The organism is Actinoplanes sp. NPDC049548, assembly GCF_040676695.1.
GTDB lineage: Bacteria > Actinomycetota > Actinomycetes > Mycobacteriales > Micromonosporaceae > Actinoplanes.
Genome location: NZ_JBFAPM010000023.1, coordinates 19,902 through 41,716, shown reverse-complemented (window position 1 = coordinate 41,716; position 21,815 = coordinate 19,902). Strand labels below are relative to the sequence as shown.

At 72.1% G+C, this 21,815-nt stretch carries 20 protein-coding genes; 7 read left to right on the top strand and 13 right to left on the bottom strand.

Annotated features, from left to right (window positions below):
- The first annotated feature begins 35 nt into the window (after positions 1-35).
- The gene (locus tag AB0J80_RS32525) at positions 36-2,906 is read left to right on the top strand and encodes a M36 family metallopeptidase (protein ID WP_364712748.1); all 2,871 of its coding nucleotides are present in this window, start codon (positions 36-38) and stop codon (positions 2,904-2,906) included.
- Positions 2,907-2,945: 39 nt separating this feature from the next.
- Here the strand turns inward: AB0J80_RS32525 and AB0J80_RS32520 are convergent, their stop codons facing one another.
- Positions 2,946-3,839, bottom strand: coding sequence for an LLM class flavin-dependent oxidoreductase (locus AB0J80_RS32520; RefSeq protein WP_364712746.1), 894 nt, complete (start codon positions 3,837-3,839; stop codon positions 2,946-2,948).
- A gap of 114 nt (positions 3,840-3,953) precedes the next feature.
- Here AB0J80_RS32520 and AB0J80_RS32515 point away from each other — a divergent pair, with 114 nt between their 5' ends.
- Positions 3,954-4,763, top strand: a complete 810-nt coding sequence (locus tag AB0J80_RS32515) for a polysaccharide deacetylase family protein (RefSeq protein WP_364712743.1) — start codon at positions 3,954-3,956, stop codon at positions 4,761-4,763.
- Positions 4,764-4,765: 2 nt separating this feature from the next.
- Here AB0J80_RS32515 and AB0J80_RS32510 read toward each other — a convergent pair whose 3' ends face one another.
- Entirely contained in the window at positions 4,766-5,035 is a 270-nt protein-coding gene (locus AB0J80_RS32510; RefSeq protein WP_364712740.1) for a hypothetical protein, read from the bottom strand.
- Between the two features lie 64 nt (positions 5,036-5,099).
- Positions 5,100-6,662 (bottom strand): M4 family metallopeptidase, encoded by a 1,563-nt coding sequence (locus AB0J80_RS32505; protein WP_364712738.1) that lies wholly within the window; start codon positions 6,660-6,662, stop codon positions 5,100-5,102.
- 165 nt (positions 6,663-6,827) lie between these two features.
- On the opposite strand from AB0J80_RS32505, the gene AB0J80_RS32500 reads away from it, so the two are divergent.
- The 3 genes from AB0J80_RS32500 to AB0J80_RS32490 all read left to right on the top strand — a co-directional run bounded on the left by AB0J80_RS32500 (position 6,828) and on the right by AB0J80_RS32490 (position 9,529).
- Positions 6,828-7,829, top strand: a complete 1,002-nt coding sequence (locus AB0J80_RS32500; protein WP_364712736.1) for a ketoacyl-ACP synthase III — start codon at positions 6,828-6,830, stop codon at positions 7,827-7,829.
- A gap of 99 nt (positions 7,830-7,928) precedes the next feature.
- Positions 7,929-8,285, top strand: coding sequence for a YciI family protein (locus tag AB0J80_RS32495; RefSeq protein WP_364712734.1), 357 nt, complete (start codon positions 7,929-7,931; stop codon positions 8,283-8,285).
- Positions 8,286-8,302: 17 nt separating this feature from the next.
- On the top strand, positions 8,303-9,529 hold the full coding sequence (locus AB0J80_RS32490) for a sigma-70 family RNA polymerase sigma factor (RefSeq protein ID WP_364712731.1): 1,227 nt from the start codon (positions 8,303-8,305) through the stop codon (positions 9,527-9,529).
- On the opposite strand, the gene AB0J80_RS32485 is transcribed toward AB0J80_RS32490, so the two are convergent.
- The 5 genes from AB0J80_RS32485 to AB0J80_RS32465 all read right to left on the bottom strand — a co-directional run bounded on the left by AB0J80_RS32485 (position 9,526) and on the right by AB0J80_RS32465 (position 14,047).
- A complete protein-coding gene (locus tag AB0J80_RS32485) occupies positions 9,526-10,413 on the bottom strand; it encodes a glutathione S-transferase C-terminal domain-containing protein (RefSeq protein ID WP_364712728.1) in 888 nt (295 codons plus the stop codon). The two genes, AB0J80_RS32490 and AB0J80_RS32485, sit on opposite strands and share 4 nt — an antisense overlap.
- A gap of 42 nt (positions 10,414-10,455) precedes the next feature.
- Positions 10,456-11,688, bottom strand: coding sequence for an HDOD domain-containing protein (locus AB0J80_RS32480; protein ID WP_364712983.1), 1,233 nt, complete (start codon positions 11,686-11,688; stop codon positions 10,456-10,458).
- A 238-nt stretch (positions 11,689-11,926) separates the two neighbouring features.
- On the bottom strand, positions 11,927-12,211 hold the full coding sequence (locus tag AB0J80_RS32475; RefSeq protein WP_364712725.1) for a hypothetical protein: 285 nt from the start codon (positions 12,209-12,211) through the stop codon (positions 11,927-11,929).
- Positions 12,208-12,516, bottom strand: coding sequence for a hypothetical protein (locus tag AB0J80_RS32470; RefSeq protein WP_364712723.1), 309 nt, complete (start codon positions 12,514-12,516; stop codon positions 12,208-12,210). The genes AB0J80_RS32475 and AB0J80_RS32470 overlap by 4 nt, the downstream gene beginning before the upstream one ends.
- A gap of 1,168 nt (positions 12,517-13,684) precedes the next feature.
- A complete protein-coding gene (locus tag AB0J80_RS32465; protein WP_364712720.1) occupies positions 13,685-14,047 on the bottom strand; it encodes a nuclear transport factor 2 family protein in 363 nt (120 codons plus the stop codon).
- A 186-nt stretch (positions 14,048-14,233) separates the two neighbouring features.
- Between AB0J80_RS32465 and AB0J80_RS32460 the strand changes: the two genes are divergently transcribed.
- Positions 14,234-14,395, top strand: coding sequence for a hypothetical protein (locus tag AB0J80_RS32460; protein ID WP_364712717.1), 162 nt, complete (start codon positions 14,234-14,236; stop codon positions 14,393-14,395).
- Positions 14,396-14,398: 3 nt separating this feature from the next.
- Here AB0J80_RS32460 and recQ read toward each other — a convergent pair whose 3' ends face one another.
- Positions 14,399-16,240 carry a DNA helicase RecQ gene (gene recQ / locus AB0J80_RS32455; RefSeq protein WP_364712714.1) on the bottom strand — a complete coding sequence of 614 codons (1,842 nt, stop codon included), beginning with the start codon at positions 16,238-16,240 and terminating at the stop codon, positions 14,399-14,401.
- Positions 16,241-16,379: 139 nt separating this feature from the next.
- Positions 16,380-16,979: a DsbA family protein gene (locus AB0J80_RS32450; protein ID WP_364712711.1), complete on the bottom strand. Its 600-nt coding sequence runs from the start codon at positions 16,977-16,979 to the stop codon at positions 16,380-16,382.
- Positions 16,980-17,065: 86 nt separating this feature from the next.
- On the opposite strand from AB0J80_RS32450, the gene AB0J80_RS32445 reads away from it, so the two are divergent.
- Positions 17,066-18,421 (top strand): alpha/beta hydrolase, encoded by a 1,356-nt coding sequence (locus AB0J80_RS32445; RefSeq protein ID WP_364712709.1) that lies wholly within the window; start codon positions 17,066-17,068, stop codon positions 18,419-18,421.
- On the opposite strand, the gene AB0J80_RS32440 is transcribed toward AB0J80_RS32445, so the two are convergent.
- From AB0J80_RS32440 to AB0J80_RS32430, 3 genes are all read right to left on the bottom strand, one after another.
- Positions 18,394-20,331 (bottom strand): SpoIIE family protein phosphatase, encoded by a 1,938-nt coding sequence (locus tag AB0J80_RS32440; RefSeq protein ID WP_364712706.1) that lies wholly within the window; start codon positions 20,329-20,331, stop codon positions 18,394-18,396. The two genes, AB0J80_RS32445 and AB0J80_RS32440, sit on opposite strands and share 28 nt — an antisense overlap.
- A 94-nt stretch (positions 20,332-20,425) precedes the next feature.
- Complete coding sequence (ribA, locus tag AB0J80_RS32435; RefSeq protein WP_364712703.1) at positions 20,426-21,073, bottom strand: GTP cyclohydrolase II; 648 nt, start codon at positions 21,071-21,073, stop codon at positions 20,426-20,428.
- A 17-nt stretch (positions 21,074-21,090) separates the two neighbouring features.
- Positions 21,091-21,786, bottom strand: a complete 696-nt coding sequence (locus tag AB0J80_RS32430) for a dihydrofolate reductase family protein (RefSeq protein WP_364712700.1) — start codon at positions 21,784-21,786, stop codon at positions 21,091-21,093.
- Between the last annotated feature and the right edge of the window lie 29 nt (positions 21,787-21,815).

Genomic DNA, 21,815 nt, shown 5'->3' with positions numbered 1-21,815 from the left:
GGGGAGACCCTCCAGGACGATCTCAGGAGGCTTGCGTGCGCATACGCAGACGGTCCGCCGTCGCCGGAATCCTTGCCGTCACCACGATCATCGCGAGCGCGCCCATCGGCGCGAGCGCGTCGCCCGCGAACCCTTCGCCCGCCGCGGCCACGCCGCTGACCGGCGAGCACCTCGATGACGACTACGCCTTCGTCGACAACCGCGGCAAGGCCGCCGCGCCGTCCTCCGCCCAGCGCTCCCTGGGCCGCGACGACAAAGTGACCCGCTGGAACAAGCTGGGCACGCCGGCCTCGGTCACGCCCGCGAAGGGCCGGCTCGCGACCGGGCTCCGGGGCGACGCGCAGACCGTCGCCCGGGCCTACCTGAAGAGGAGCACCGGCCTGTTCGCCCTGCGGACGGCCGCCGTCGACGACCTCGAGACCGTCGCCCAGACGAAGGTCGGCCAGGGCACCGTCGTGCTGCTGCGCCAGCGGTACGGTGGCCTGCCCGCGGCGTACGACGGGCTCGTCGCGGTCGCGGTCAAGGGCGGCGACGTCCTGCGCGTCACGTCCTCGCTGAGCCCGCGGACCGCCGCGCCCGAGGCCGCACGCCTGCAGGCGGATGACGCGCTCGCCGCCGCGCTCGCCGATGCGGGCATCGCCCGGGGCGACCTCGCCGACTCGCGCGTCCGGCTCGTGGCCGTGCCGATGCCGGGTGCCGACCCGCGCGCCGCGTACCAGGTCGTGGTCCTGTCCAAGGACGTCGACCACCCGCTCGGCTACACCACCTACGTCGACGCGGTCGACGGCAAGGTGCTGCTGCGGGAGAACCTCGTGAACTTCGCCGGGGACGACCCGCACTGGAAGGTCTTCCCCGCCACACCGCCGGCCAACGGCGCCGACACGCGGCAGACGTGGTGCACCACGACCGCGGCCGGCTGCTCCCGGCAGGTGCTGGACCCCGCGACCGGCAAGCCGTGGGACGTCGACGCCACCACCGGCACCCCGACGTTCACCACCACCGGCAACTCGGCGGAGTCCGTACGGCTGTGGGGCAACGGCACCCCGGCGGTGCCCGCCACCACCAAGCCCGACCGGGAGTACGTCTACCCGTTCACCAACCAGTGGAACACCAGCAAGTGCGACCCGGCGACGCTCACCTCGCCCGAGCAGGCGGACGTCGACGCGGCCACCGCCAACCTGTTCGCCATGCACAACCGGATGCACGACTGGTCGTACAAGCTCGGGTTCACCGAGGCGACCTGGAACCTGCAGAAGGTCAACACGCTGCCGTACGGCCGGGGTGGCGACGCCGAGCACGGCAACGCCCAGCAGGGCGCGGCCACGGCGACCACCCGCAACAACGCGAACCAGAACACCCCGCCGGACGGGATGCAGCCGGTCACCAACATGTACATGTGGCAGCCGTTCGCCGGGGCCGCGTACCCGCCCTGCGTCGACGGCGACTTCGACATGACCGTCATCGGCCACGAGTACACCCACGCGATCAGCAACCGCATGATCGCCGGCCCGGACGCCGGCATCAGCTCCACCCAGGGCGGCGCGATGGGGGAGAGCTGGTCCGACCTCACGGCGATGGAGTACCTGTTCGAGAGCGGCTACAGCCCGCGCGGCAACACGTACTCGGTCACCGGCGGCTACGTGACCGGTGACCTCGCGACCGGCATCCGCAACTACGACATGAGCGCCAGCCCGCTCAACTACTCCGACTACGGCTACGACCGCGGCTCGGCCGTCCACTCCGACGGCGAGATCTGGAGCGCGACGAACTTCGACGTCCGTCGCGCCTTCATCGCCCGGTACGGCTCCGGAACCCGCACGCAGCAGGAGAGCTGCGCGGCCGGCACCACCCCGGCGACCGAGTGCCCGGGCAACCGGCGGTGGATGCAGCTGGTCTTCGACTCGTACCTGCTCGCGGCCACCGGGTCGATCAGCATGCTGGACATGCGCGACAACATGATCACGGCCGACGCGCTGCGCTTCGACGGCGCGAACGCAGACCTGCTGTGGAACGCGTTCGCCGCCCGCGGCATGGGCGCCGGTGCCTCCAGCGGCCCGTCCGACGCCGACCCGGTGCCCAGCTTCGCGTCGCCGTACGCGGAGAACTCCGAGGTGACGTTCAAGGCCCTGGGCGAGGCCGCCGGCAAGCCGGTCCGCCTCTACATCGGCGACTACGACTACGGCGCGGTCCCCGTCGCCGACACCGACCCGGCCACCGAGCTGCCGGACACGGTGACGCTGGCCCCGGGCACCTACCGGTTCCTGGCGATCGGTGCGGGATTCGGCCACAAGCGCTTCACCCAGACCGTCCACCCGGGCGTCACGAGCCAGATCGGCGTGGTCATGCCGGCGAACCTCGCCTCGGCGGCGTCGGGCGCGACGATCACCGGCGACGGCACGAACCCGGGCCGCCTCACCGACGACGCCGAGGGCACGGCGTGGACGGCGAGCGGCGGCGCCGCCGGCCGGCAGGTCACCGTCGACCTGCCGGCCGACACCGCCAAGCTGGTGTCCCGCGTCCAGCTCAGCGCCTTCCCCGGCGCGGGCGCGTCGACCTCGGTCATGTACAGCACCGTGCGCCAGTTCGAGGTCCTCACCTGCAACGCGACGACGGGTGCGGACTGCGCGAGCGACGCCGGCTACAAGGTGGCGTACACCAGCCCGGCGAACGCCTTCGACACCGGGCGGTTCCGCCCCAAGGTGCCGAACCTCGTGCTGAAGTCCTTCGCCGTGCGCCCGACCCTGGCCACGCACGTCCGGCTGCGGGTGCTCAGCAACCAGTGCACGGGCAACCCGCTCTACGCGGGTGAGCAGGAGAACGACCCGCGCTCGAGCACGGACTGCGCGACGAGCTCGACGGCTGCGGGCTCGGCGGTCGCGGCGGAGTTCCAGGTGTTCAGCAGCTGACCGCTTGAGGGGTACGCGGCTCGCGTGGCCGCGTACCCCTCAGCGGCCCAGCGCGGTCAGCGCCGCCCGGGCCTGGCCGACGGGGTCTTCGCCGAGCGGGCGCAGGACCACCGTGTCGGCACCGGCCTCGCGGAGGGCGGCGACCCGTTGCGGTACGGTCGCGGCCGGGCCGACCAGCGTGAACACCTCCTCGGGTGGCACTCCCAGCCAGGCCGCCTGGCCGGCGACCAGGTCGCCGGTCGCCGCTGCCGCTGCCGCGGGGTCGTTGCCGACGTGCAGGAACGCGAACACGATCAGCTCGTGCCCGGGGCGGTCGCCCGCCGCTCGGCCCCGGCCGATGGGACCGAGGGCGGCGGCGATCTCCGCCGGACCGGTTCCCTCGGCCAGGATGGTGCCGTCGGCGAGCCGCCCGGACAGCTCCAGCGACCGAGGGCGGACCACCCCGGTGACCAGCGGCGGCGGCTCGGCCGGCGGGTGCACCAGCGCCAGGCCGTCGACGGTCACCTCCCGGCCGTGCTCCGTGACGTTCTCGCCGCCGAGCAGGCCGCGTACCGTCCGGATCGACTCCTCCAGGAGCGCGAGCTTGCCGGAGGTCTCGGCGCCCACCTTGCGCATCCATTCCGGCACGCCGTGGCCGAGCCCGGCGACCAGCCGGCCGGGATGCACCCGGGCCAGCGTCGCCAGCTCCATCGCCAGCAGCGCCGGATTGCGCAGCGGCACCGGCGCGATCCCGATGCCCACCCGCAGCCGGCCGGTCGCGGCCAGCGCCAGCGCCGCCGCGCTGACCGAACCGGCCCAGCCCAGGTCCTCGACCACCCACAGGTCGTCGGCCCCGGCGGCCTCGAGGTCGCGCGCGAACCCCGGCAGCTCCTCAGGGGCGCGGTCCCGGTCGAACATGAACCCTATGCGTACGCCGGCAGCGTCGGTGGTCATCCTGCGAGCCTAGTGTCACATGGCGTTACTCCTGATGATCACTTTCCGTGCCGGTCCGAGCGCCCAGGGGCACTTCACCGGGGTCTGACACGGTGAGGACGACGATGACCGACCATGTCGATCTTGCGTGCGGTGACGGCGGTGACGGCGGTGCTGGTGCTGGCGGGGTGTTCCGCCGCCGACGGCCCCGACCGGAAGGCGCCTTCCGCGGCGTCGTCCGGCCCCGCCGCCGTCCCGTCCGCCGCGGCGCCCGCCGGTGGCCGGCCTGACCGGCAGCACGCCGGGTGGCGGGACTCCGACATCCCCACCTTCGGCCCGGCTCCGGCGCCGCAGAAGATCACGGTGCCGCCCGGGGGCAGCGCGCCGTACCTGCTGCGGATCCCGACCACGCAGAAGGTGGCGTTCCTGACCATCGACGACGGCTTCGTCAAGCATCCCGAGGCACCGAAGCTGATCGCGGCGGCGCGCGTACCGGTGACGCTCTTCCTGACCACGGACGCGATCGCGGACGACCCGGACTACTTCCGGCCGATGATCGACGCCGGCGCGGTGGTGGAGGCCCACACGATCACCCACTCCAACCTGCGCGGCCGGCCGTACGCGTTCCAGAAGCGGGAGCTCTGCGGCTCGGCCGACAAGCTCGCGAGCCTGTACCAGCGTCGCCCGGTGCTGTTCCGCCCGCCGTTCGGCAACAAGGACGCGACCACGCTGCGGGCGGCGCACGACTGCGGCCTGAAGGCGGGCTTCATGTGGAAGGAGACCGTCCACAAGGGCAAGGTCCGCTTCCAGGAGGGCAAACGGGTGCAGCCCGGCGACATCATCCTGATGCACTTCCGGAAGGCCTTCGTGAAGGACTTCCTCGCCGCGCTGCGCGCCATCAAGAAGGCCGGCCTCACCCCCGCCCTGCTCGAGGACTACGTCTAGGTCTACGGGATCGGACGGCGCATGGAGTACGTGACGCCGTGCAGCCGGTGCGGCTCGTTGATCACGTGGATGGCGGCCCGGTCGTAGGCCTGCCACCCCGCGGCGCCGGCCCGGTTGAGGTGCCGCAGGTCGTCGAAGCGCTCGTCGGTGCCCCAGCGCAGCACCCCGCCCGGGTGGTGGAACGTGGCCGTCCAGTCCATGAAGCGGTCGGCGCCGAACGTCCCGGCGGCGCGGTACTCGAGGCGTGCGTACTCCCAGTTGGTCACGTTCATGATTATCTCTGCGCGACGCGGGGCCGCACACCGTGGTGTACGGCCCCGCTGAGGTGTCGTCCGGTCAGCCGACGCTGACCGCGGACCAGGCGGCCGCGGTGGCGTTGTACTCGGTGCTGCCGGTGCCGTACAGGTCGCGCGCGGCGTTCAGGGTCGCCGTACGGGCCTGGGCGTAGTTGGTGCCGGAGCTCATGTACGTGGTGAGCGCCTTGTAGAAGATCGCACCCGCCTTGTCGTTTCCGATGCCCGTGACGGTGCTGCCGTTGCACGTCGGGCTGTCGTACGCGACGCCGTTGACGGTGTGCGCCCCGCTGCCGACGGCGAGCAGGAAGAAGGCGTGGTTGCCGACGCCGGAGGAGTAGTGCACGTTGAGGTTGCCGACGTTGCTGCTCCAGCACTTCGCCGAAGAGCCGTCCTTGGACGGGTCGTCCATGAAGCGCAGCGGCGTGTGGTCCAGCGCGATGTTCTCGCCGATCAGGTAGTCGCCGACGTCCTTGGTGTTGTTCGAGTGGAACTCGACGAGGGTGCCGAAGATGTCGCTCATCGACTCGTTGAGCCCGCCGGACTCGCCGCTGTAGACCAGGCCCGCGGTGCGCGAGGTGACGCCGTGGGTCATCTCGTGGCCGCCGACGTCGAGCGAGGTGAAGGGGCCGAAGGTGGTGCCGTCACCGTCGCCGTAGATCATGCAGAAGCAGGTGTCCGACCAGCCGGCGTTGTTGTACCGGTTGCCGTAGTGCACCTTGTTGTAGCTGCCCTTGCCGTCGCCCGCGATGCCGGAGCGCCCGAACTTCTCGAGGTAGAAGTCCCAGGTCTCGGCGACGCTGTACTGCGCGTCCACGGCCACCGTCTGGTCGTTGCTCAGCGTGCCGGTGCCCCAGACGTTGTCGGCGTCGGTGAAGAGGGTGCCCTGCCCGATCCGCCGGTTGTTCATGTCGGTGGTGTACGTGCCGCCGCGCACCGGGTCCTTCAGCTGGTACGTCGAGCCGGACTTCGTGGTGTCCAGCGGCACGGTGCCCACGTTGTAGCCGGTGCCGGAACCCTCGACCGTGTGCACGTCGGCCCACTTGTCGACGACCTTGCCGGTGTGCGCGTCGACCAGCACATGGGTGACGCCGTCGCCGCCGGCCGGGTCGGGCACCGTGACCACCGTGCGCCACACCAGCACCGGGGTCGCCGGCAGTGCGTCGACGGCCAGGGTGGTGGAGGCGCCCGGGGTGGCGGTGCCGCCCAGCGCCCGGGCCGCCGCACCGGCCGCCTTGGCCGCGCTCAGGGTCGGCACCGCCGACAGGGTCAAGGGGGCCCGCTGGGTCTTCGTCACGGCGCTGAGCGCGCCTGAGCTGCCGAGGTGGGCGATGACGTCGCCGCCGATCACCGGCAGGCCGCGGTACGCCCGGTCCAGGTGGACGTGGCTCGCGCCGCTCTTCTCGACCAGCACGCCGCGCTGGGCGAACGTGTCGGAACCGGCGGCGGCGAAGGCGGCACCGTGGGCGCCGATCGCCTCGGTGGCGCGGCTCACGGCGAGCGCGGGCGTGACCGGTTGCGGCTCGGCGGCCTGGGCCGCCGCGGGGGCGGCGAACGCCGCGGACGCGGCGAGCGTGGTGGCCGTGACGATGGCTCTGGTGCGCACCGTTTCTCCTCTCCTCCCGGCCGGGGTGGGGCCGGGTTGAGATAGAGCCTGATTAATATCTTGCACAATGGGAAGGCTTTTCGGTGACAAATATGGGTCACATGCCACAGGGGCGGGCGCCACCGACTCCTCAACCCCGGGGCGCGGGAGCCGATCTGTGCGGACATGCAGTCGATACCGCGCGTCGGGATCCTCGGCACGGGCTCGTACGTGCCCGAGCACGAGGTCACCAACGAGGCCCTGGTGGAGCGGGTGACCGACACCACCCCGGAGTGGATCTCGCGCAAGACCCTGATCGAGGCCCGCCGCTTCGCCGGCCCCGAGGAGGCCACCTCCGACCTTGCGACCAGGGCCGCGGCCGCCGCCCTGGAGAACGCCGGCATCGCCGCCGACCGGGTCGACTACCTCATCGTCTCGACGTCGACCGGCGACTCGCCGCAGCCGCCGACCGCCTCGCTGGTGCAGCACGCCATCGGCGCGCACCGGGCCGCCTGCTTCGACATCAACGTCGTCTGCGCCGGCTTCGTGTTCGGTCTCGCGCTGGCCAACAGCCTCGTGGCGGTCCGTCCGGACGCCGTGGTGCTGGTCGTGGCCGCCGACATCTACTCGCGCATCCTCGACTTCGGCGACCGCCGCACCGCGATCCTGTTCGGCGACGGGGCCGGCGCCGCCGTCGTCGGTGCGGTGCCCGCGCCGTACGGGCTGGTCGACGTCGAGCTGGTCACCCGGGGTGACGCCCACGAGCTGATCCACATCAAGGCCGGCGGCAGCCGCCTGCCCGCCTCGATGGAGACGGTCGCCGACGGGGACCACTTCTTCCGCATGGACGGCCGCGGCGTCCGCGACTTCGTCATGGCCGGGGTCCCGCCGGTGCTCGAGGCCCTGCTCAAGCGCGCCGGGGTCGCCGCCGGGCAGGTCGACCACTTCGTGCCGCACCAGGCCAACGGCGTCATGATCCAGGAGCTGGTGGACGCGGCCGGGCTCACGAGCGCGCGTACCCATCTGGTCCTGGACCGTTACGGCAACACCGGCAGCGCCTCCGCGGCGGTCGCGCTCGACACCGCCGCCCGCTCCGGGGCGCTCGGGTCCGGCGACCTGGTCCTGCTCGCCGGCTTCGGCGGCGGCATGTCGGTCGGCGCGGCCCTGCTGCGCTGGTACGCCGCCTGACCCGCGGGAGCTTCTTCCGGCGATAGTGTCGATCCGCGTCCCGCCCGTTCGTCGCAGGGAGGAACGGGCCGCAGGGGCCCCGACGAGATCGGACACGACATGGCCAGGTACCTGATCCTCATCTACGGCGACGAGCAGGCATGGGACGCGCTGCCGCCGGAGGAGCTCGAGGCCCGCCACGCCGCCCACGTGGCGTTCGCCGCATCGGCCGGGCCCGCCATCCTGGGCGGAGCGCAGCTGCAGCCCGCCGGCACGGCGACCAGCCTGCGGGTCGGTGCCGACGGACGGCCCGCCCCGACCGACGGGCCGTTCCTGGAGACCAAGGAGGTGCTCGGCGGCTACTACGTCGTCGAGGCCCCCGACCTGGACGCGGCCATCGCCCTGGCGAGCCGGCTGCGCGAGGCGACCGCCGGCCTCGGCGGTGTCGAGATCCGTCCCCTGGTGGAGCGGAACTGACCGGCGTCGCCGAGGCGGTGGCCGACGCGTACCGCCGCGAGTGGGGCCGGGTCCTCGCCGCGACGGTACGCGTCACCCGCGACCTCGACCTCGCCGAGGAGTGCGCCCAGGACGCGTACGCCAAGGCCTTGGGTGCGTGGGAGCGCGACGGCGTCCCCGACCGTCCCGGGGCCTGGCTCACCACCGTCGCCCGCAACCGGGCGACGGACCTGCTGCGCCGCGAGACCGTGCTGCGCCGGACCCTGCCGCTGCTCGTGACCGACGACGTGACGGCCGGGCCGGAGGACTGTCCCGCGCCGAGCGCGGTGGCCGACGACCGGCTGCGGCTGATCTTCACCTGCTGCCATCCGGCCCTGGCCCGCGAGGCGCAGGTGGCCCTCACCCTCCGGCTGCTGTGCGGCCTGTCGACCGCCGAGGTGGCGCGCGCGTTCCTCGTACCGGAGCCGACCATGGCCGCCCGGATCACCCGGGCCAAGAAGAAGATCGCGGCGGCCCGGATCCCGTACCGGGTGCCCGCCGCGGCCGACCTGCCGGAGCGCGTCGGCGCGGTGCTCGAGGTCGTGCACCTCGTCTACACCACCGGGCACACCGCGCCGGTCGGTGCCGGGCTCGCCCGCCACGACCTCGGCGACAGCGCCATCCGCCTCGCCCGGATGCTGCACGAGCTCGTGCCCGGTGACGGTGACGTGGCCGGCCTGCTCGCCCTGCTGCTGCTCACCGACGCCCGCCGCGAGACCCGCACGACGACGGACGGCCGCCTCGCGCTGATGGAGGAGCAGGACCGCTCCCGCTGGGACCGCACCCGGATCGCCGAAGGCACGGCCCTGCTCACCGAGGCGCTCAGCGGACGGCCGCCCTCCCGGTACGCCGTCCAGGCCGCCATCGCCGCGGTCCACGCCGAGGCGCGCACCTGGCAGGACACCGACTGGACGGAGATCTGCGGCCTCTACGACGTGCTGCGGGACCTGTGGCCGAGCCCGGTCGTGGACCTCAACCGAGCCGTGGCGGTGGGCATGCGTGACGGCCCCGGTGCGGGCCTGGCGGCGCTGGACCCGCTCCTCGACGAGCCTGCGCTCGCCGCGTACGGCTACCTCAGCGCCGCCCGCGCCGACTTCCTGCGGCGGCTGCAGCGGTGGGACGAGGCGCTCACCGCGTACGAGGAGGCTTTGATCCTGACGGCGAACGACGTGGAACGCGCGTTCCTCAGCGCGCGGATCGACGAGGCCCGCGCGCACCTCGGCTAGCGATCGGCCGGAGCCGACCAGTCGGGAAGCACCGCGCCCGGGCGGCTGAAGGCCGCGAAGTCCGTCGTGTCGCGGAAGGCGGGAATCGTGTACAGGTCGCGGGCGTACGACCACAGATGCGGATACACGTGCAGGCCGGGATTGATGGTGCGCCCGGCGTTGGGGCCGACGTCGTAGCGGACGAGAGTGACCCACAGCCGGATGTCCGCCTCGGTGAGGTCGTCGCCGAGCAGGTGGCGCGACGCCGACAGCCGCCCGTCCAGCTGCTCGAACGCCTCCAGCAGAGCATCGCGGGCGGCACCCGGCCGCCCGGCCGCGCGGACGCCGTGGTTCACCGCCGGCCCGAGCCACCGGTCCAGCTCCTCGATGCCCTCGCGCAGATGGTCGGGATAGGTGCGGACCAGCGGCGTCGCGAGATGCCCGAAGCGGGTGGCCAGGTCGATGCCGATGCCGTGGCAGTCGTTGCTGACCAGGCGAGCGGTCGCGCGGTCCCAGAGGGCGGGCACGCAGACGTGGCCGTCGAAGTCCTCCTCGGTCGCCTCGTACACCTCGCGGAGAAGGGTGAAGCCGTTGACGGGGTCGGGGCCGTGCTGTTCCCGGAACGCCCAGCCGCGCCCGTCACGGTCGCCGTCGACGAAGGACATGGTCACGATGTCCTCGAGCCCGGCGAGGACACGCGTGATGGCGACGCGATGGGACCACGGACAGAACCAGCCGCCGTAGAGGTGGTAGCGGAACGGGCGGGGGGTGAAGTCGCCCTCCGCGGTGATGCGTCCGGTGAAGCGCAGGAGGGGTTCGCCGGGGGTCTGGGGGGTGCGGTACTCGCCGTAGGTGGCAGTGTCGACGGGGCTTGCGAGGCGGGTGGCTTGCGACAGCTTCACCATTCGCAAAGCCTATAGAGATGGTGGGATATCGGCAAGGAGTTGTCAGGCCGCGGTCTGGGTGGCCGCCACCGCCATCGTGGACCAGCGCATCGCGGCCATGACCGTGCCGGAGAGGTCCTCGCCCGCGTAGGCGGCCGCGACCTCGCCCAGGTCGCCACGCTCGTAGGCGTTGACCACCCGCAGGACCTGGCCCAGCGGCCCGATCCCGCGCTCCAGCGCCGAGGAGATCTCGGTGTCCAGCGGCAGCTGGTGGGCGATCGCCGCCGGGCTCAGCCCGATCATCTGGGCCACGGCGGTGATCAGCCCGGCCATGAAGGCGGCGTCGGATTTGGCGCCGAACGCCGTGGCCACGTTCTCGCACAGCCGGGCACGGGTCAGCGCGTCCGCCATCTGCGACTCGGTGGCCTCGGCGACGTCGCCGACGACCATGAGCATCGCCCACTGCCGGATGTGCGCCAGGCCCAGCATGACGACGGCCTGGCGTACGGACGACACACGGCTCGTGGCGCCGGCGGCGACGGAGTTGCTGGCCCGCAGCACCCGCAGTGTCAGGGCCGGGTCCCCGGCGATGATCGCCAGGATCTGCTCGAGGTCGGCGTCGGTGGCACTCAGCGCGCCGATCAGCTCCAGGCGGCGCAGCTTCGACGGGGTCAGGCTGGCCGCGGTCAGCACCTGCGGTCGGCTGAGCACGTAGCCCTGGCGCAGCTCGAAGCCGTACCGGTTGCTCAGCGCCAGCTGCTCACCGGTCTCCAGCCCCTCGGCGACGATCTTGATCTGGGGGAACGCCCGGCAGGCTTGGACGATGTCGTCCAGGCGGCCGGGGTCGGTGGTGAGCAGGTCCAGCTTGACGAAGTCGGCCAGCGGCAGCAGCCGTTCGTGCCCGGAACCCCACACGAAGTCGTCGAGCGCGATCCGATAGCCCTGAGCCACGAGCGCGGTGACCCCGGCGACCACCTCGTCGTCGACGTCGACGGTCTCGAGCACCTCGAGCACCACGTGCTCGGGCCCGAACGGCAGGTCCAGCACCCCGGTGAGGAACTCCCGCGTCATGTTGATGAAGCAGGTCCGGTCCCCGACGACCTCGTCGATGCCGAACTCGGTGAACGTGTTGACGATCACCTGGCTGGTGGCATAGGTGTCCCGGCGAACCGCGGAGACCGAGTCCATGCTGCCCCGGAACAGCAGCTCGTACGCGACGACATCGCCCGTCACGTCGAAGATCGGCTGCCGGCCGACGTGCACGAGCTGTGTGCCCGGCAGCGGGAACGGCACCATGGGGTTCACGCCGTGACTGATCGGCCGCCCGCCGCTGCGCTTGAGCTTTCTGCGAGCGGGGCGTAAGTCAGTGGCACTTTCGGTGCGGTCGCCGGCAGCCGTCCTGGCTCGGGAGGTCCCTGATACCTGTGGGACCACCGGGCCCCGTCAGCTCGTTGCTCTCTCGCAAGGAAGGAGCGGGGCATGTCGCGCCGTCCGGGGCGGACCGGATCTGCACGGCGGCCCCGGAGGCGCCGGGTCAGGTGGCGTTCTTCACGGCAAGATCGATGGCCCGGTGCAGGTCGGAACGGCGGATGCTGACCACCTCGTCGACACCGTCGTCCAGATAGTCCTCGACGATCTCCCGGATCTGGTCGTTGGGGCTGATGCCCCGCCGCTGCGCCAAGGTGACGAGCCGCTCCGTCATCTCGTACGACATGGTCACCGCGTGCACCACGCCGCTCGCCCGGGGGCGGTTGTCACGCTGGGCGGTGGCCCAGTCCCGGTCGTTGACGGAGGCAGCGGCATCGTCGAACCTGCTCATGGGGTGTCTCCCTTGATCCGCGCGATCGCTTCGACCTCCACGTCGTCGAGGTACCGTGCCGAGGCGACCGTGTACGTGTCATCGCTGTCCTCGATCAGTGCCACCACCAGCCACGTTCCCTTGCGATCGGGCCCGGCCACCTGCATCGCCGGCCCGATGTGCCGGCGTACCACCCCGTGAGCGTGCAAAACCTCGATGACCGACAACGGGTTCACTCCGGCGGCGAGGAGATTCTCGTAGGTCTCGTCCGTGAAGACAAAGACTTCGTACGGCGTCTCGGCCTCATCATCGAACAGCTGCGGCACCTCCGGATCCCTGTGACGGTGTTCGGACAGCGGGTCCACAACCCTAGGCACCTCTTATTACGGAAAGTGCCGGAAAAATGACAACGTGTCGTGTGTCTCAATCGCACCCATATCGGCGGGTCGTGCATCGGCTTGGGCGGTCATCGAAGCAGCGCCGCACCGAAAGGCACAGAAAAATCGTTTGCGCCAAATACTGACGCTAACGACGTCACGAAGGATCGCGATCATGAGACGGCATATGTGCGGTCGTGCCTGGGCCGGCTTGACGCGTGAGACGGGCCATCCCGCGCAGGGCCGGCGCCGGTCGGCCCGGCAGCCCGCCATCCGGCAGAGCGACGCCGGTGGGAACCGTCGACGGAAGCGCCGGTGAGAGCTGTGCGGGGGAGTGCCGGTGTGGCCTGGCGGGAGCTGAGGGCCGGAGTTCTGGTGGGGGCTGTGCGGGGGAGTGCCGGTGTGGCCTGGCGGGAGCTGAGGGCCGGAGTTCTGGTGGGGGCTGTGCGCGGGAGTGCCGGTGTGGCCTGGCGGAAACCGACGGCCGGAGTTCTGGTGGGGGCCGTGCACGGGAGTGCCGGTGTGGCCTGGCGGGAGCTGAGGGCCGGGGTTTTGGTGGGGGCTGTGCGCGGGAGTGCTTGGCGGGAATGGGCGCCGATTCGGGCGGCCAGCGCCCCGAGCAGCAACGCGCGGAGGACCGGAGTTGTGCACGGGAGTGCCGGTCCGGCCTGGTGGGAACTGAGGACCGGTGGGGGCTGTGGACTGGAGTTCGGGCCCGGTCTGGTGAGCGCTGTGAAGTGGAGTTCTGGTGCCGGCTGGTGCGGGCTGTCGACGGCAGTGCGGATGCTGACCGGCGGTAAGAGCCGGCCGGAGCGCCGGTGGGGACGATCCGGCTGAGGCGTGCGGGCCCGGGCCGAGGAACCCGGTGCCGGGAGGAGGCGCCCCGCGCTCTGCGCGAGACAGGCCGGCGGAGGCCGACGTTCCGAGCCCGCGGCCGGCGCCGGTGTCACGGCTCGAGCCGGAACGCCCCGACGCCGGAAATCACGCCAAGAATGGCGAGCGTCGGCCATGGAAACGGGATAGGTCAGGAGAGCCTGGATCACGCCTTCGAGTAAACCGGGAGAGCTGCGTGACCGGAAGAGATCAACTCCTTACGTTCTTCTGACAGAATTCGGCCTTATCGTGGCGTGTTCTGGTCATGCACCAGAAGCCACGTTCCGCCGATGCGGGCGAAGATCAATGTCAGGAGATAGCTCATCGAATACGGCCGGCCTTCGGCGTCGACATCGTCGTAGGTGACCGCGTAAGTCGCCACACCCGTGTCCCCGGCCTCCGTGTGCCGCAGCGGTTCGAGCTTCCAACTCCAGTCCGGGTCGTCGAACCAGCTCCGGTGGAAGGCGCCGACCTCTTCCCGGCCCGCCAGCATTCGCCCGTTCGGCGCGATGACCGCGACGTCGTCGTGCACGGTGGCGAGGAACGCATCGGCGTCGCGGGCGGTGATCGTGGCCAGATGCTGCTCGAGGGCTGTGGCGAAATCCATGCGGTGATCCTTTGCTGATCGGGTGTGAGCGCGAAGCATGACACCTCACGGAGGATGCGGCATCGCATTTCCGGCAGCTCAACACGGACACGAAGCGCGTGGTTGGCCGCCGTCGAGCTCCGCGAGGCACGACCGCCTCGGTGGGCCGGCGCTGACCGCAGCGGGAGGAGACCGACGGCGCCGCCGGTGTACACGGAGTTCGAGCGGGGCCGTCGCGGACCGGTGTACGGGGACGAGGTCACCCTCGCCGAGCGGCCCGTGGACAAGGGGGGCGTCTACCGGCAGGCGTACGAGCATCACCGCCACGTCGTTTCGTTCCGCGTGAAGGCCCGGTACCACCCGGACTGACGGTCACTCGGCGGCGAGGGTGTCCAGGACCTGCTGGCCGAAGCGGGCCAGTTTGGTCTCGCCCACGCCGCCCACCGTGGACAGTTCCGACAGCGAGCCGGGTCGCAGCGCCGCGATCTGGCGCAGGGTTGCGTCGTGGAAGATCACGTACGCCGGGACGCCGGCCTCCTTGGCTGCCGAGGCGCGCCACGCACGGAGGCGCTCGAAGACCGGGGCGGCGGCTGGGTCGAGGTCGGCCGTCGGGGTGGCCGCGGCGGACGATGCGCGGCGGGCCTTCGGTGCTCGGGTGCGTTCGGGCTCGCGGCGCATCATGACCTGGCGTTCCTTGCGCAGGACGGCGCTGCTGGCGTCGGTGAGGACGAGGGTGCCGTAGTCGCCCTCGACCGCGAGCAGGCCCTGGGCGAGGAGCTGACGGACGACGCCGCGCCATTCCTGCTCGCGCAGGTCGGTGCCGATGCCGAAGACCGACAGCTCCTGGTGGCGGAACTGCAGCACCTTCTCGGTGGTCTTGCCCAGCAGGATGTCGATCGACTGGCCGGCGCCGAACTTCTGGCCGCGCTCGCGCTGCAGGCGCAGCACCGTGGACAGCAGCTTCTGGGCGGCCACCGTGCCGTCCCAGGACTCGGGCGGGGTCAGGCACGTGTCGCAGTTGCCGCACTTCGGGTCGGCGGGCTGACCGAAATAGGCCAGCAGCTGGGCGCGCCGGCACTCGACCGTCTCGCACAGGGCCAGCATCGCGTCGAGGTGGCCGGCGAGGTTGCGGCGGTGCGCGAGGTCGCCCTCGGAGGTCTCGATCATCTTGCGCTGCTGCACCACGTCCTGCAGCCCGTACGCCAGCCAGGCGGTCGACGGCAGCCCGTCGCGGCCTGCCCGGCCGGTCTCCTGGTAGTAGCCCTCGACCGACTTGGGCAGGTCCAGGTGGGCCACGAACCGTACGTCCGGCTTGTCGATGCCCATGCCGAAGGCGATCGTGGCGACCATGACCAGGCCGTCCTCGCGCAGGAACCGGCTCTGGTTGGCGGCGCGGGTGCCCGCGTCGAGGCCGGCGTGGTAGGGCAGCGCGTCGATGCCGTTCTGGGTGAGGAACTCGGCGGTCTTCTCCACAGACGCTCGCGACAGGCAGTAGACGATGCCGGCGTCGCCGGGGTGCTCGGTGCGCAGCAGGTCGAGCAGCTGGCGGCGGGGCTCGTTCTTCGCGACGATGCGGTACTGGATGTTGGGGCGGTCGAAGCTCGCGGTGAAGTGCCGGGCGCCGGTCAGGTCGAGCCGGACCGCGATCTCCTCGCGGGTGGCGCTCGTCGCCGTCGCGGTCAGGGCGATGCGCGGCACGTCGGGCCAGCGTTCGTGCAGCATCGACAGGTTGAGGTAGTCGGGGCGGAAGTCGTGGCCCCACTGCGACACACAGTGCGCCTCGTCGATCGCGAACAGGGCGATCCGGCCCCGGTCGAGCAGCCGCTGGGTGGCCGGGACGCCGAGCCCTTCGGGAGCGATGTAGAGCAGGTCGAGCTCGCCGGCGAGGAACAGCTGCTCGGTGAGCCGCCGCTCGTCCGGGTCCTGGGTCGAGTTGAGGAAGCCGGCCCGCACCCCGAGGGTGCGCAGCGCGTCGACCTGGTCCTGCATGAGCGCGATCAGCGGGGAGATGACCACCCCGGTGCCGTCGCGCAGCAGGGCGGGAATCTGGTAGCACAGCGACTTGCCGCCGCCGGTGGGCATGAGCACGAGCGCATCGCCGCCGCCGATGACGTGCTCGATGATCTCGCGTTGCCCGCCACGGAAGCCGGAGTAGCCGAAGACCCGGCTGAGCACGTCGTAGGCGGGGCCGGCGAGCGGGGGAGCGGAAGTCACCCCGCGAGTTTAGTGACTCCCTCGACGGGCGGCCGGACCCTGTGGACAAGGCGCGGGCGCCGGGACATGGCGGCTCCCCGGATGCCACGGACGACCGCAGCGGCGCCGGGTCCGTCGTCCGGAGCCGGCGCCGCGGTCGTCAGTCGAAGTTCAGGCCACCCGTACGGGTGCGCTTGAGCTCGAAGAAGTCCGGGTAGCTCGCCAGCGCCACCGCACCGTCGAAGACCTTGGCCGCCTGCTCGCCGCGGGGGATGCTGCTGAGCACCGGGCCGAAGAACGCCACGCCGTCGATGTGGATCGTGGGCGTGCCGACGTCGTCGCCGACCGGGTCCATGCCCTCGTGGTGGCTCTTGCGCAGGGCGGCGTCGTACTCGTCGGTCTGCGCCGCCGCGGCCAGCTCGGCGGGCAGTCCCAGCTCGGCGAGGGCCTCGCGGACGACCACGTCGAAGTCCTTGTTGCCCTGGTTGTGGATGCGGGTGCCGAGCGCCGTGTACAGCGGGCCGAGGATCTCATCGCCGTGCTGCTGGGCGGCGGCGGTGACGACCCGTACGGTGCCCAGGGACCGGTCGATCAGCTCGCGGTAGGACGGCGGGAGGTCGCGGTTCTCGTTGAGGACGTACAGGCTCATCACGTGCCAGCGCAGGTCGAGGTCGCGCTGCTGCTCGACCTCGAGGATCCAGCGGGAGGTGATCCAGGCGAACGGGCACGCGGGATCGAAGTAGAAGTCGACGGTCGTCATATCACCGACGATAGGCGTACTCCTTACGGGTCCGCTCCGGGAAGCGCCCGATGTCCCTGTGGCGTGCGTCGCACCAGGATCGAGGCATGCTGATCTCTCGAGCACTCGTCCTGGCCGTGGCCGCCGTGGCTGCTGTGGCCGTACCGGCATCGGCCTCGCCCGGTCCGCCACCGATCGACTGGCAACCCTGCGCGGCGACCGATCCGTCCGGGGCGCAGTGCGCCTCGCTGGAGCTGCCCGTCGACTGGGACCGTCCGGACGGCGAGCGGTTCCACCTGTCGATCGCCCGCCGTACGGCCACCGATCCGGCCGCGCGCGTGGGCACGTTGGTCTTCGGCCCCGGCGGTCCCGGTGACTCCGGCACCCAGCGGATCATGACGGGCATGGGCCGCTTCAGCGCCGACCTGAAGCGTCGTTTCGACATCGTCAGCTTCGACCCGCGCGGGGTGGGCCGGAGCAGCCCGGTGGTCTGCGGCGTTCCGGCGAACCCGAACCCGATCATCACCGGGCCCGCGGAGTTCGACCGGCGGGTCGCGGCGAACCGGGAGCACTGGGCGTCCTGCCGAAGCGATGTGTTCCGCCACGCGGGCACCGACCAGACGGTCCGTGACCTCGACGCCCTGCGAGCCGCCCTCGGCGAGGAACGGCTGACCTTCCACGGCAGCTCGTACGGCACGCTCCTGGGTGAGCAGTACGCCGAGCGCTATCCGCACCGCGTCCGTGCCCTCGTGCTGGAGAGCGCGGTCGACCACAGTCAGGACGTGGCGGGGTTCCTGCGGACGCAGGGCTGGGCGTTGCAGGACTCGTTCGACGCGTTCGCCGCCTGGTGCGAGCAGGCGGGGCAGGCCTGTGCCGTGCACGACGTGGGTGCACGCGAGGCGTGGCACCGGCTGACGGCGAAGGCGGGGCCCGATCAGCTCTGGGCGTTGACCACCACCTTGCACGCGATGCTCTACGGGCCGAGGTACGAGGCTCTCGCCGGCCAGCTGAAGGCCCTGCTCGACGGGGAACCGTTCACACCGGCGGCCGTGCCGCTGCCGGTGACCCCGGTCGTCTGCGCCGACTGGGCGCTGCAGGTCCGCGACTACGGCCAGTACGCCCGCCTCATGAAGCGGGCGCAGACCCGTGACCTGCGCTACTCCGCCGGTGCCATGGCCGTGAGCCTGTGCCTCGGGTGGCCCTACGGCGTCTCGAACCCTCAGCACCGCCTGCACGTGCACACCCCGGTCCCGGTGCTGCAGATCAACTCCCGGCACGACCCGGCCAGCGGCTACAACTGGGCGCTGTCGGTCGCGCGGCAGCTGGGGCGTTCGGGGGTGCTCCTGACGTACGCCGGTGCCGGGCACGGCTCGTACAACAGCTCGGCGTGCATGACGGCGGCGGTCGACGCGTACCTGGTCGACCTGGTCGTCCCTCAGGAGGGCAGCGTCTGCCCGGCCTGATCCACCCGGTGGGGCAGCCCGACCAGGTCGAGCACGGCCTGGGCGGCGCTGCCCCGGGCCGCGTGCAGGTCCAGCTCCGCGCCCTGCTCCCGGTGCTGTTCGGCGACGTGGTGGAGGGCCGAGACGCCGGCGCTGGCCAGGTGCGTGACGCCGGTGAGGTCGACGGTGACCGGGAGGTGGCCGCCGCGCGTACGGCGCAGCAGGTCCTGCCGCAGCATCGAGGCGGAGGCGGCGTCGGCCGTGCCGCTGACCCGGATCTCCGAGGGGGTCACCTCGTCGATGCGCAGCGGCATGTCGTCCACCGGTTCGTGGGGCGTCGGGTCCGGCCGGCCGGGTGTCTGTGCCGGGCGCAGCAGCGGGTGCTGGATCGTCGCCACGGTTCCCGCGGGGCCGGGCACGACCCGCAGCCCGCCGACGAGCTGGGCGGTCAGGGCGAGCCCGCGGCCGCGCAGCGACTGCCGGGCCGGCTCCCGCCAGGTCCCGTGGTCGGTCACCTCCGCCTCGACCCGGCCGGTGGGGGACAGGCGCACGGCCAGGCGTACGACGTCCTTGCCGAGCGCGCCGTCGAAAGCGTGCTCGATCGCGTTGGTGACCAGCTCGCCCAGGGCGTGCTGGAGCAGGAAGACGTCCTCCTCGGCAGCGCCCGCGGCAGCCAGCCAGTCGGCGAGCACCACGCGGGCGGTGCGCAGGGAGGCGAGCTCGGCCGGGAGCTCGAGGACCAGGTCGGCCGGGGCGGTGACCCGCTGAGCGGCCAGGAGGGTGATGTCGTCGCGGTGGCCGGTGGCGCGGACCATCAGCTCCACGGTCTGGGTACACACCCGTTCGGCCGCCGTCGCGGCCGGCGCGTGCAGCGCCCGCCCGGCGGCGGCGTTCGCGGCGGTGCGGGCCAGTTCGGCGCTGCTCTCCGGCAACGTCATCCCGGGGCGTTCGAGGATGCCGTCGCTGTAGAGCAGCACGACGTCGCCGACGCCGACATGGGCGGTGCCGGTCGGGAGGACACCGCCTGTACCGAGCGGCGTCCCGCCGGTCACGTCGAGGAAGCGGGAGCCACCGTCGGCGGTGACGAGCAGCGGGGGTGGGTGTCCGGCCGTGCAGTAGCGCAGAGTGCCCTCGTCCGGGTCGAGCAGCGCCAGGCAGACCGTGGTGGCGTGCGCCGCCGGCAGCCGCCGGGCGAACCGGTCGGCGGCGGCCAGCGCCTCACCGAGGTCCGCGCCGTCCTCCAGCCGGTCGCGCAGCACCGCCCGCAGCTGGCCCATCACCCCGGAGGCCGTCACGCCGTGGCCGACGACGTCGCCGACCACCAGGCCCACGGTGCCGTCGGGGCGGACCACGGCGTCGAACCAGTCGCCGCCCGCCGCCCGGTCGTCGTCGGCCAGCAGGTAGCTGGCCGAGATCTGCGCGCCGGGCAGCACGGGCAGGCCGCTGGGCAGCAGCTCGCGCTGCAGGGCGAGGACGACGTCGCGGGTCTGCTGGTAGCGCTCCTCCAGCTCGGCCGTCCGGCTCTCGGCGGCCATCCGGGCGCGTACTGAGTCGGTCACGTCGAAGCCCGCGCCGATGACGCCGCGGATCGTGCCGTCGGCCCGGCGCCAGGGCGAGATCGTGAAGGTGGCGTAGAGCTCGTGCACCGAGCCGTCCGGCTGGTCGAGGGTCGCCCGCCACTCGGCGCCGGTGACCGGGACGCCGGAGGCGTAGACGCCGGCGTACATCTCGATCCACTGCTGGCCGCTGACGTCGGCGAGCGCCTCGCCGAGCGGCAGGCCCACCGCCTCGCGGCCACCCAGCAGGGCCCTGGTCGCCGCGTTGACGTACGCGATCCGCAGCTCGGGCCCGTCGCACACGATGACGATGAACGGCATCTGCTCGGCCGCGGAGGTGATCACCTCCGGATCGCCGGCCCGTTCGTCGTCCATCCCACCCGCGCTTCCCGTCGGCCCGCCAGCCATCATGGTGCCCCGGCGCCCCGGCCGCATCCCGCGGCGGGCGGAATCACCTCCGGTGGGGACCTCACAGCCCCGGGAGGTCGAGGGTGTGGGCCGTGTGCGTGGCCTTGGTGGCGAGGTAGCGCAGGTTGGCCTCGGACAGGTGCACGCCCGTCGGGATCCGCTCCTTGACCTCGACGCCGCACGCCTGCAGCTGGGCGGCCTTGTCGGGGTTGTTGCTGAGCAGCCGGATCTTGTCCGCGCCGAGGGCCAGCAGCATCTGCGCGGCGGCGGTGTAGTCGCGCTCGTCCTCGCCCCGGCCCAGCGCCACGTTGGCCTCGTACGTGTCGAGCCCCACCTCCTGCAGCGCGTACGCGTCGAGCTTCGCGTACAGGCCGATGCCGCGACCCTCCTGGCGCAGGTAGAGCAGCAGGCCGCCGCTGGCGGTGATGCGCTCGACGGCCTCGCGCAGCTGCGGGCCGCAGTCACAGCGCTGGCTGCCGAACACGTCGCCGGTGAGGCACTCGCTGTGCGGCCGGACCAGGGGAGCGTCGCCGATCGCGCGCTCCCAGTCGCCGAGGCCCAGGGCGAGATGCTCGCGGCCGTCGACGAGGCCGTCGAAGGTCAGCACGCGCGCGGTCGTCGTGTAGCCGTCGGCGAAGCGCAGCGGGACCGTGACGCGGGTCCGTACCGTGGCTTCCGGAACGTCTCTCCAGCCCGGCGCTTCCGGCATTGATTCCCCCTTCGGAGTCACCGGTCACCCCTGAACCGGTCGGACAGCGCGTAGCGCAGCAGCACCACGTCGCCGATCTGGCGCACCTCGATGAGGTCGGCGCGCCGGTGCGGCCCCCACGGGAACGCGCCGTCGCCGACGAAGCGGGGCGCCTTCGAGTCGCCCACGAAGAACGGCGCGACCACCAGTTGCAGCTCGTCGGCGAGCCCGGCGGTCAGGAACTGGGTGTGGATGGTGCCGCCGCCCTCGACCATGAGCCGCCCGATGCCGCGGTCGGCGAGGTCGCGGGTCACCCGGACCAGGTCCACCGGCTCGCCGCCGTCGACGACGGTGGCGACCCCGGCGAGCTTGCGCCGGGCCGAGGGCATCGACCGGGTGGTGCAGTAGACGAGCTTCTCCGACTCCCCGAGGGTGAAGAACCGCGCCTGCGGGTCGAGGTCGCAGGTCGCCGTCACGGTCACCTTGACCGGGTCGGGCCGCTGCCCCCGGGCGACGCGGGCCCGCCGCCGCGCCTCGTCGCGCACCAGCAGCCGCGGGTTGTCCTGGCGTACCGTGCCCGCGCCCACGAGGATCGCGTCGCAGCCGGCCCGGACCTCGTCGACGCGGTCGAAGTCGGCGTCGTTGGAGAGCAGCAGCCGCTCGTCGTCCGCGCTGTCGACGTACCCGTCGATGGACATGCCGCAACTGAGCAGCACGTACGGGCGATCTTCCACCGTCCCAACATAATGCGCGGGCAGCGTGG

What these genes read in the sequence shown, in the direction of transcription:
- AB0J80_RS32510 (WP_364712740.1), bottom strand. Translation starts at nt 5,035, where the DNA reads ATGAACGTGACCAACTGGGAGTACGCACGCCTCGAGTACCGCGCCGCC.
- AB0J80_RS32465 (WP_364712720.1), bottom strand. Translation starts at nt 14,047, where the DNA reads ATGGATTTCGCCACAGCCCTCGAGCAGCATCTGGCCACGATCACCGCC.
- AB0J80_RS32520 (WP_364712746.1), bottom strand. Translation starts at nt 3,839, where the DNA reads ATGACCACCGACGCTGCCGGCGTACGCATAGGGTTCATGTTCGACCGG.
- AB0J80_RS32445 (WP_364712709.1), top strand. Translation starts at nt 17,066, where the DNA reads ATGCTGATCTCTCGAGCACTCGTCCTGGCCGTGGCCGCCGTGGCTGCT.
- AB0J80_RS32500 (WP_364712736.1), top strand. Translation starts at nt 6,828, where the DNA reads ATGCAGTCGATACCGCGCGTCGGGATCCTCGGCACGGGCTCGTACGTG.
- AB0J80_RS32485 (WP_364712728.1), bottom strand. Translation starts at nt 10,413, where the DNA reads ATGGTGAAGCTGTCGCAAGCCACCCGCCTCGCAAGCCCCGTCGACACT.
- AB0J80_RS32480 (WP_364712983.1), bottom strand. Translation starts at nt 11,688, where the DNA reads ATGGTGCCGTTCCCGCTGCCGGGCACACAGCTCGTGCACGTCGGCCGG.
- AB0J80_RS32515 (WP_364712743.1), top strand. Translation starts at nt 3,954, where the DNA reads ATGTCGATCTTGCGTGCGGTGACGGCGGTGACGGCGGTGCTGGTGCTG.
- AB0J80_RS32475 (WP_364712725.1), bottom strand. Translation starts at nt 12,211, where the DNA reads ATGAGCAGGTTCGACGATGCCGCTGCCTCCGTCAACGACCGGGACTGG.
- AB0J80_RS32450 (WP_364712711.1), bottom strand. Translation starts at nt 16,979, where the DNA reads ATGACGACCGTCGACTTCTACTTCGATCCCGCGTGCCCGTTCGCCTGG.
- AB0J80_RS32495 (WP_364712734.1), top strand. Translation starts at nt 7,929, where the DNA reads ATGGCCAGGTACCTGATCCTCATCTACGGCGACGAGCAGGCATGGGAC.
- AB0J80_RS32440 (WP_364712706.1), bottom strand. Translation starts at nt 20,331, where the DNA reads ATGGACGACGAACGGGCCGGCGATCCGGAGGTGATCACCTCCGCGGCC.
- ribA (WP_364712703.1), bottom strand. Translation starts at nt 21,073, where the DNA reads ATGCCGGAAGCGCCGGGCTGGAGAGACGTTCCGGAAGCCACGGTACGG.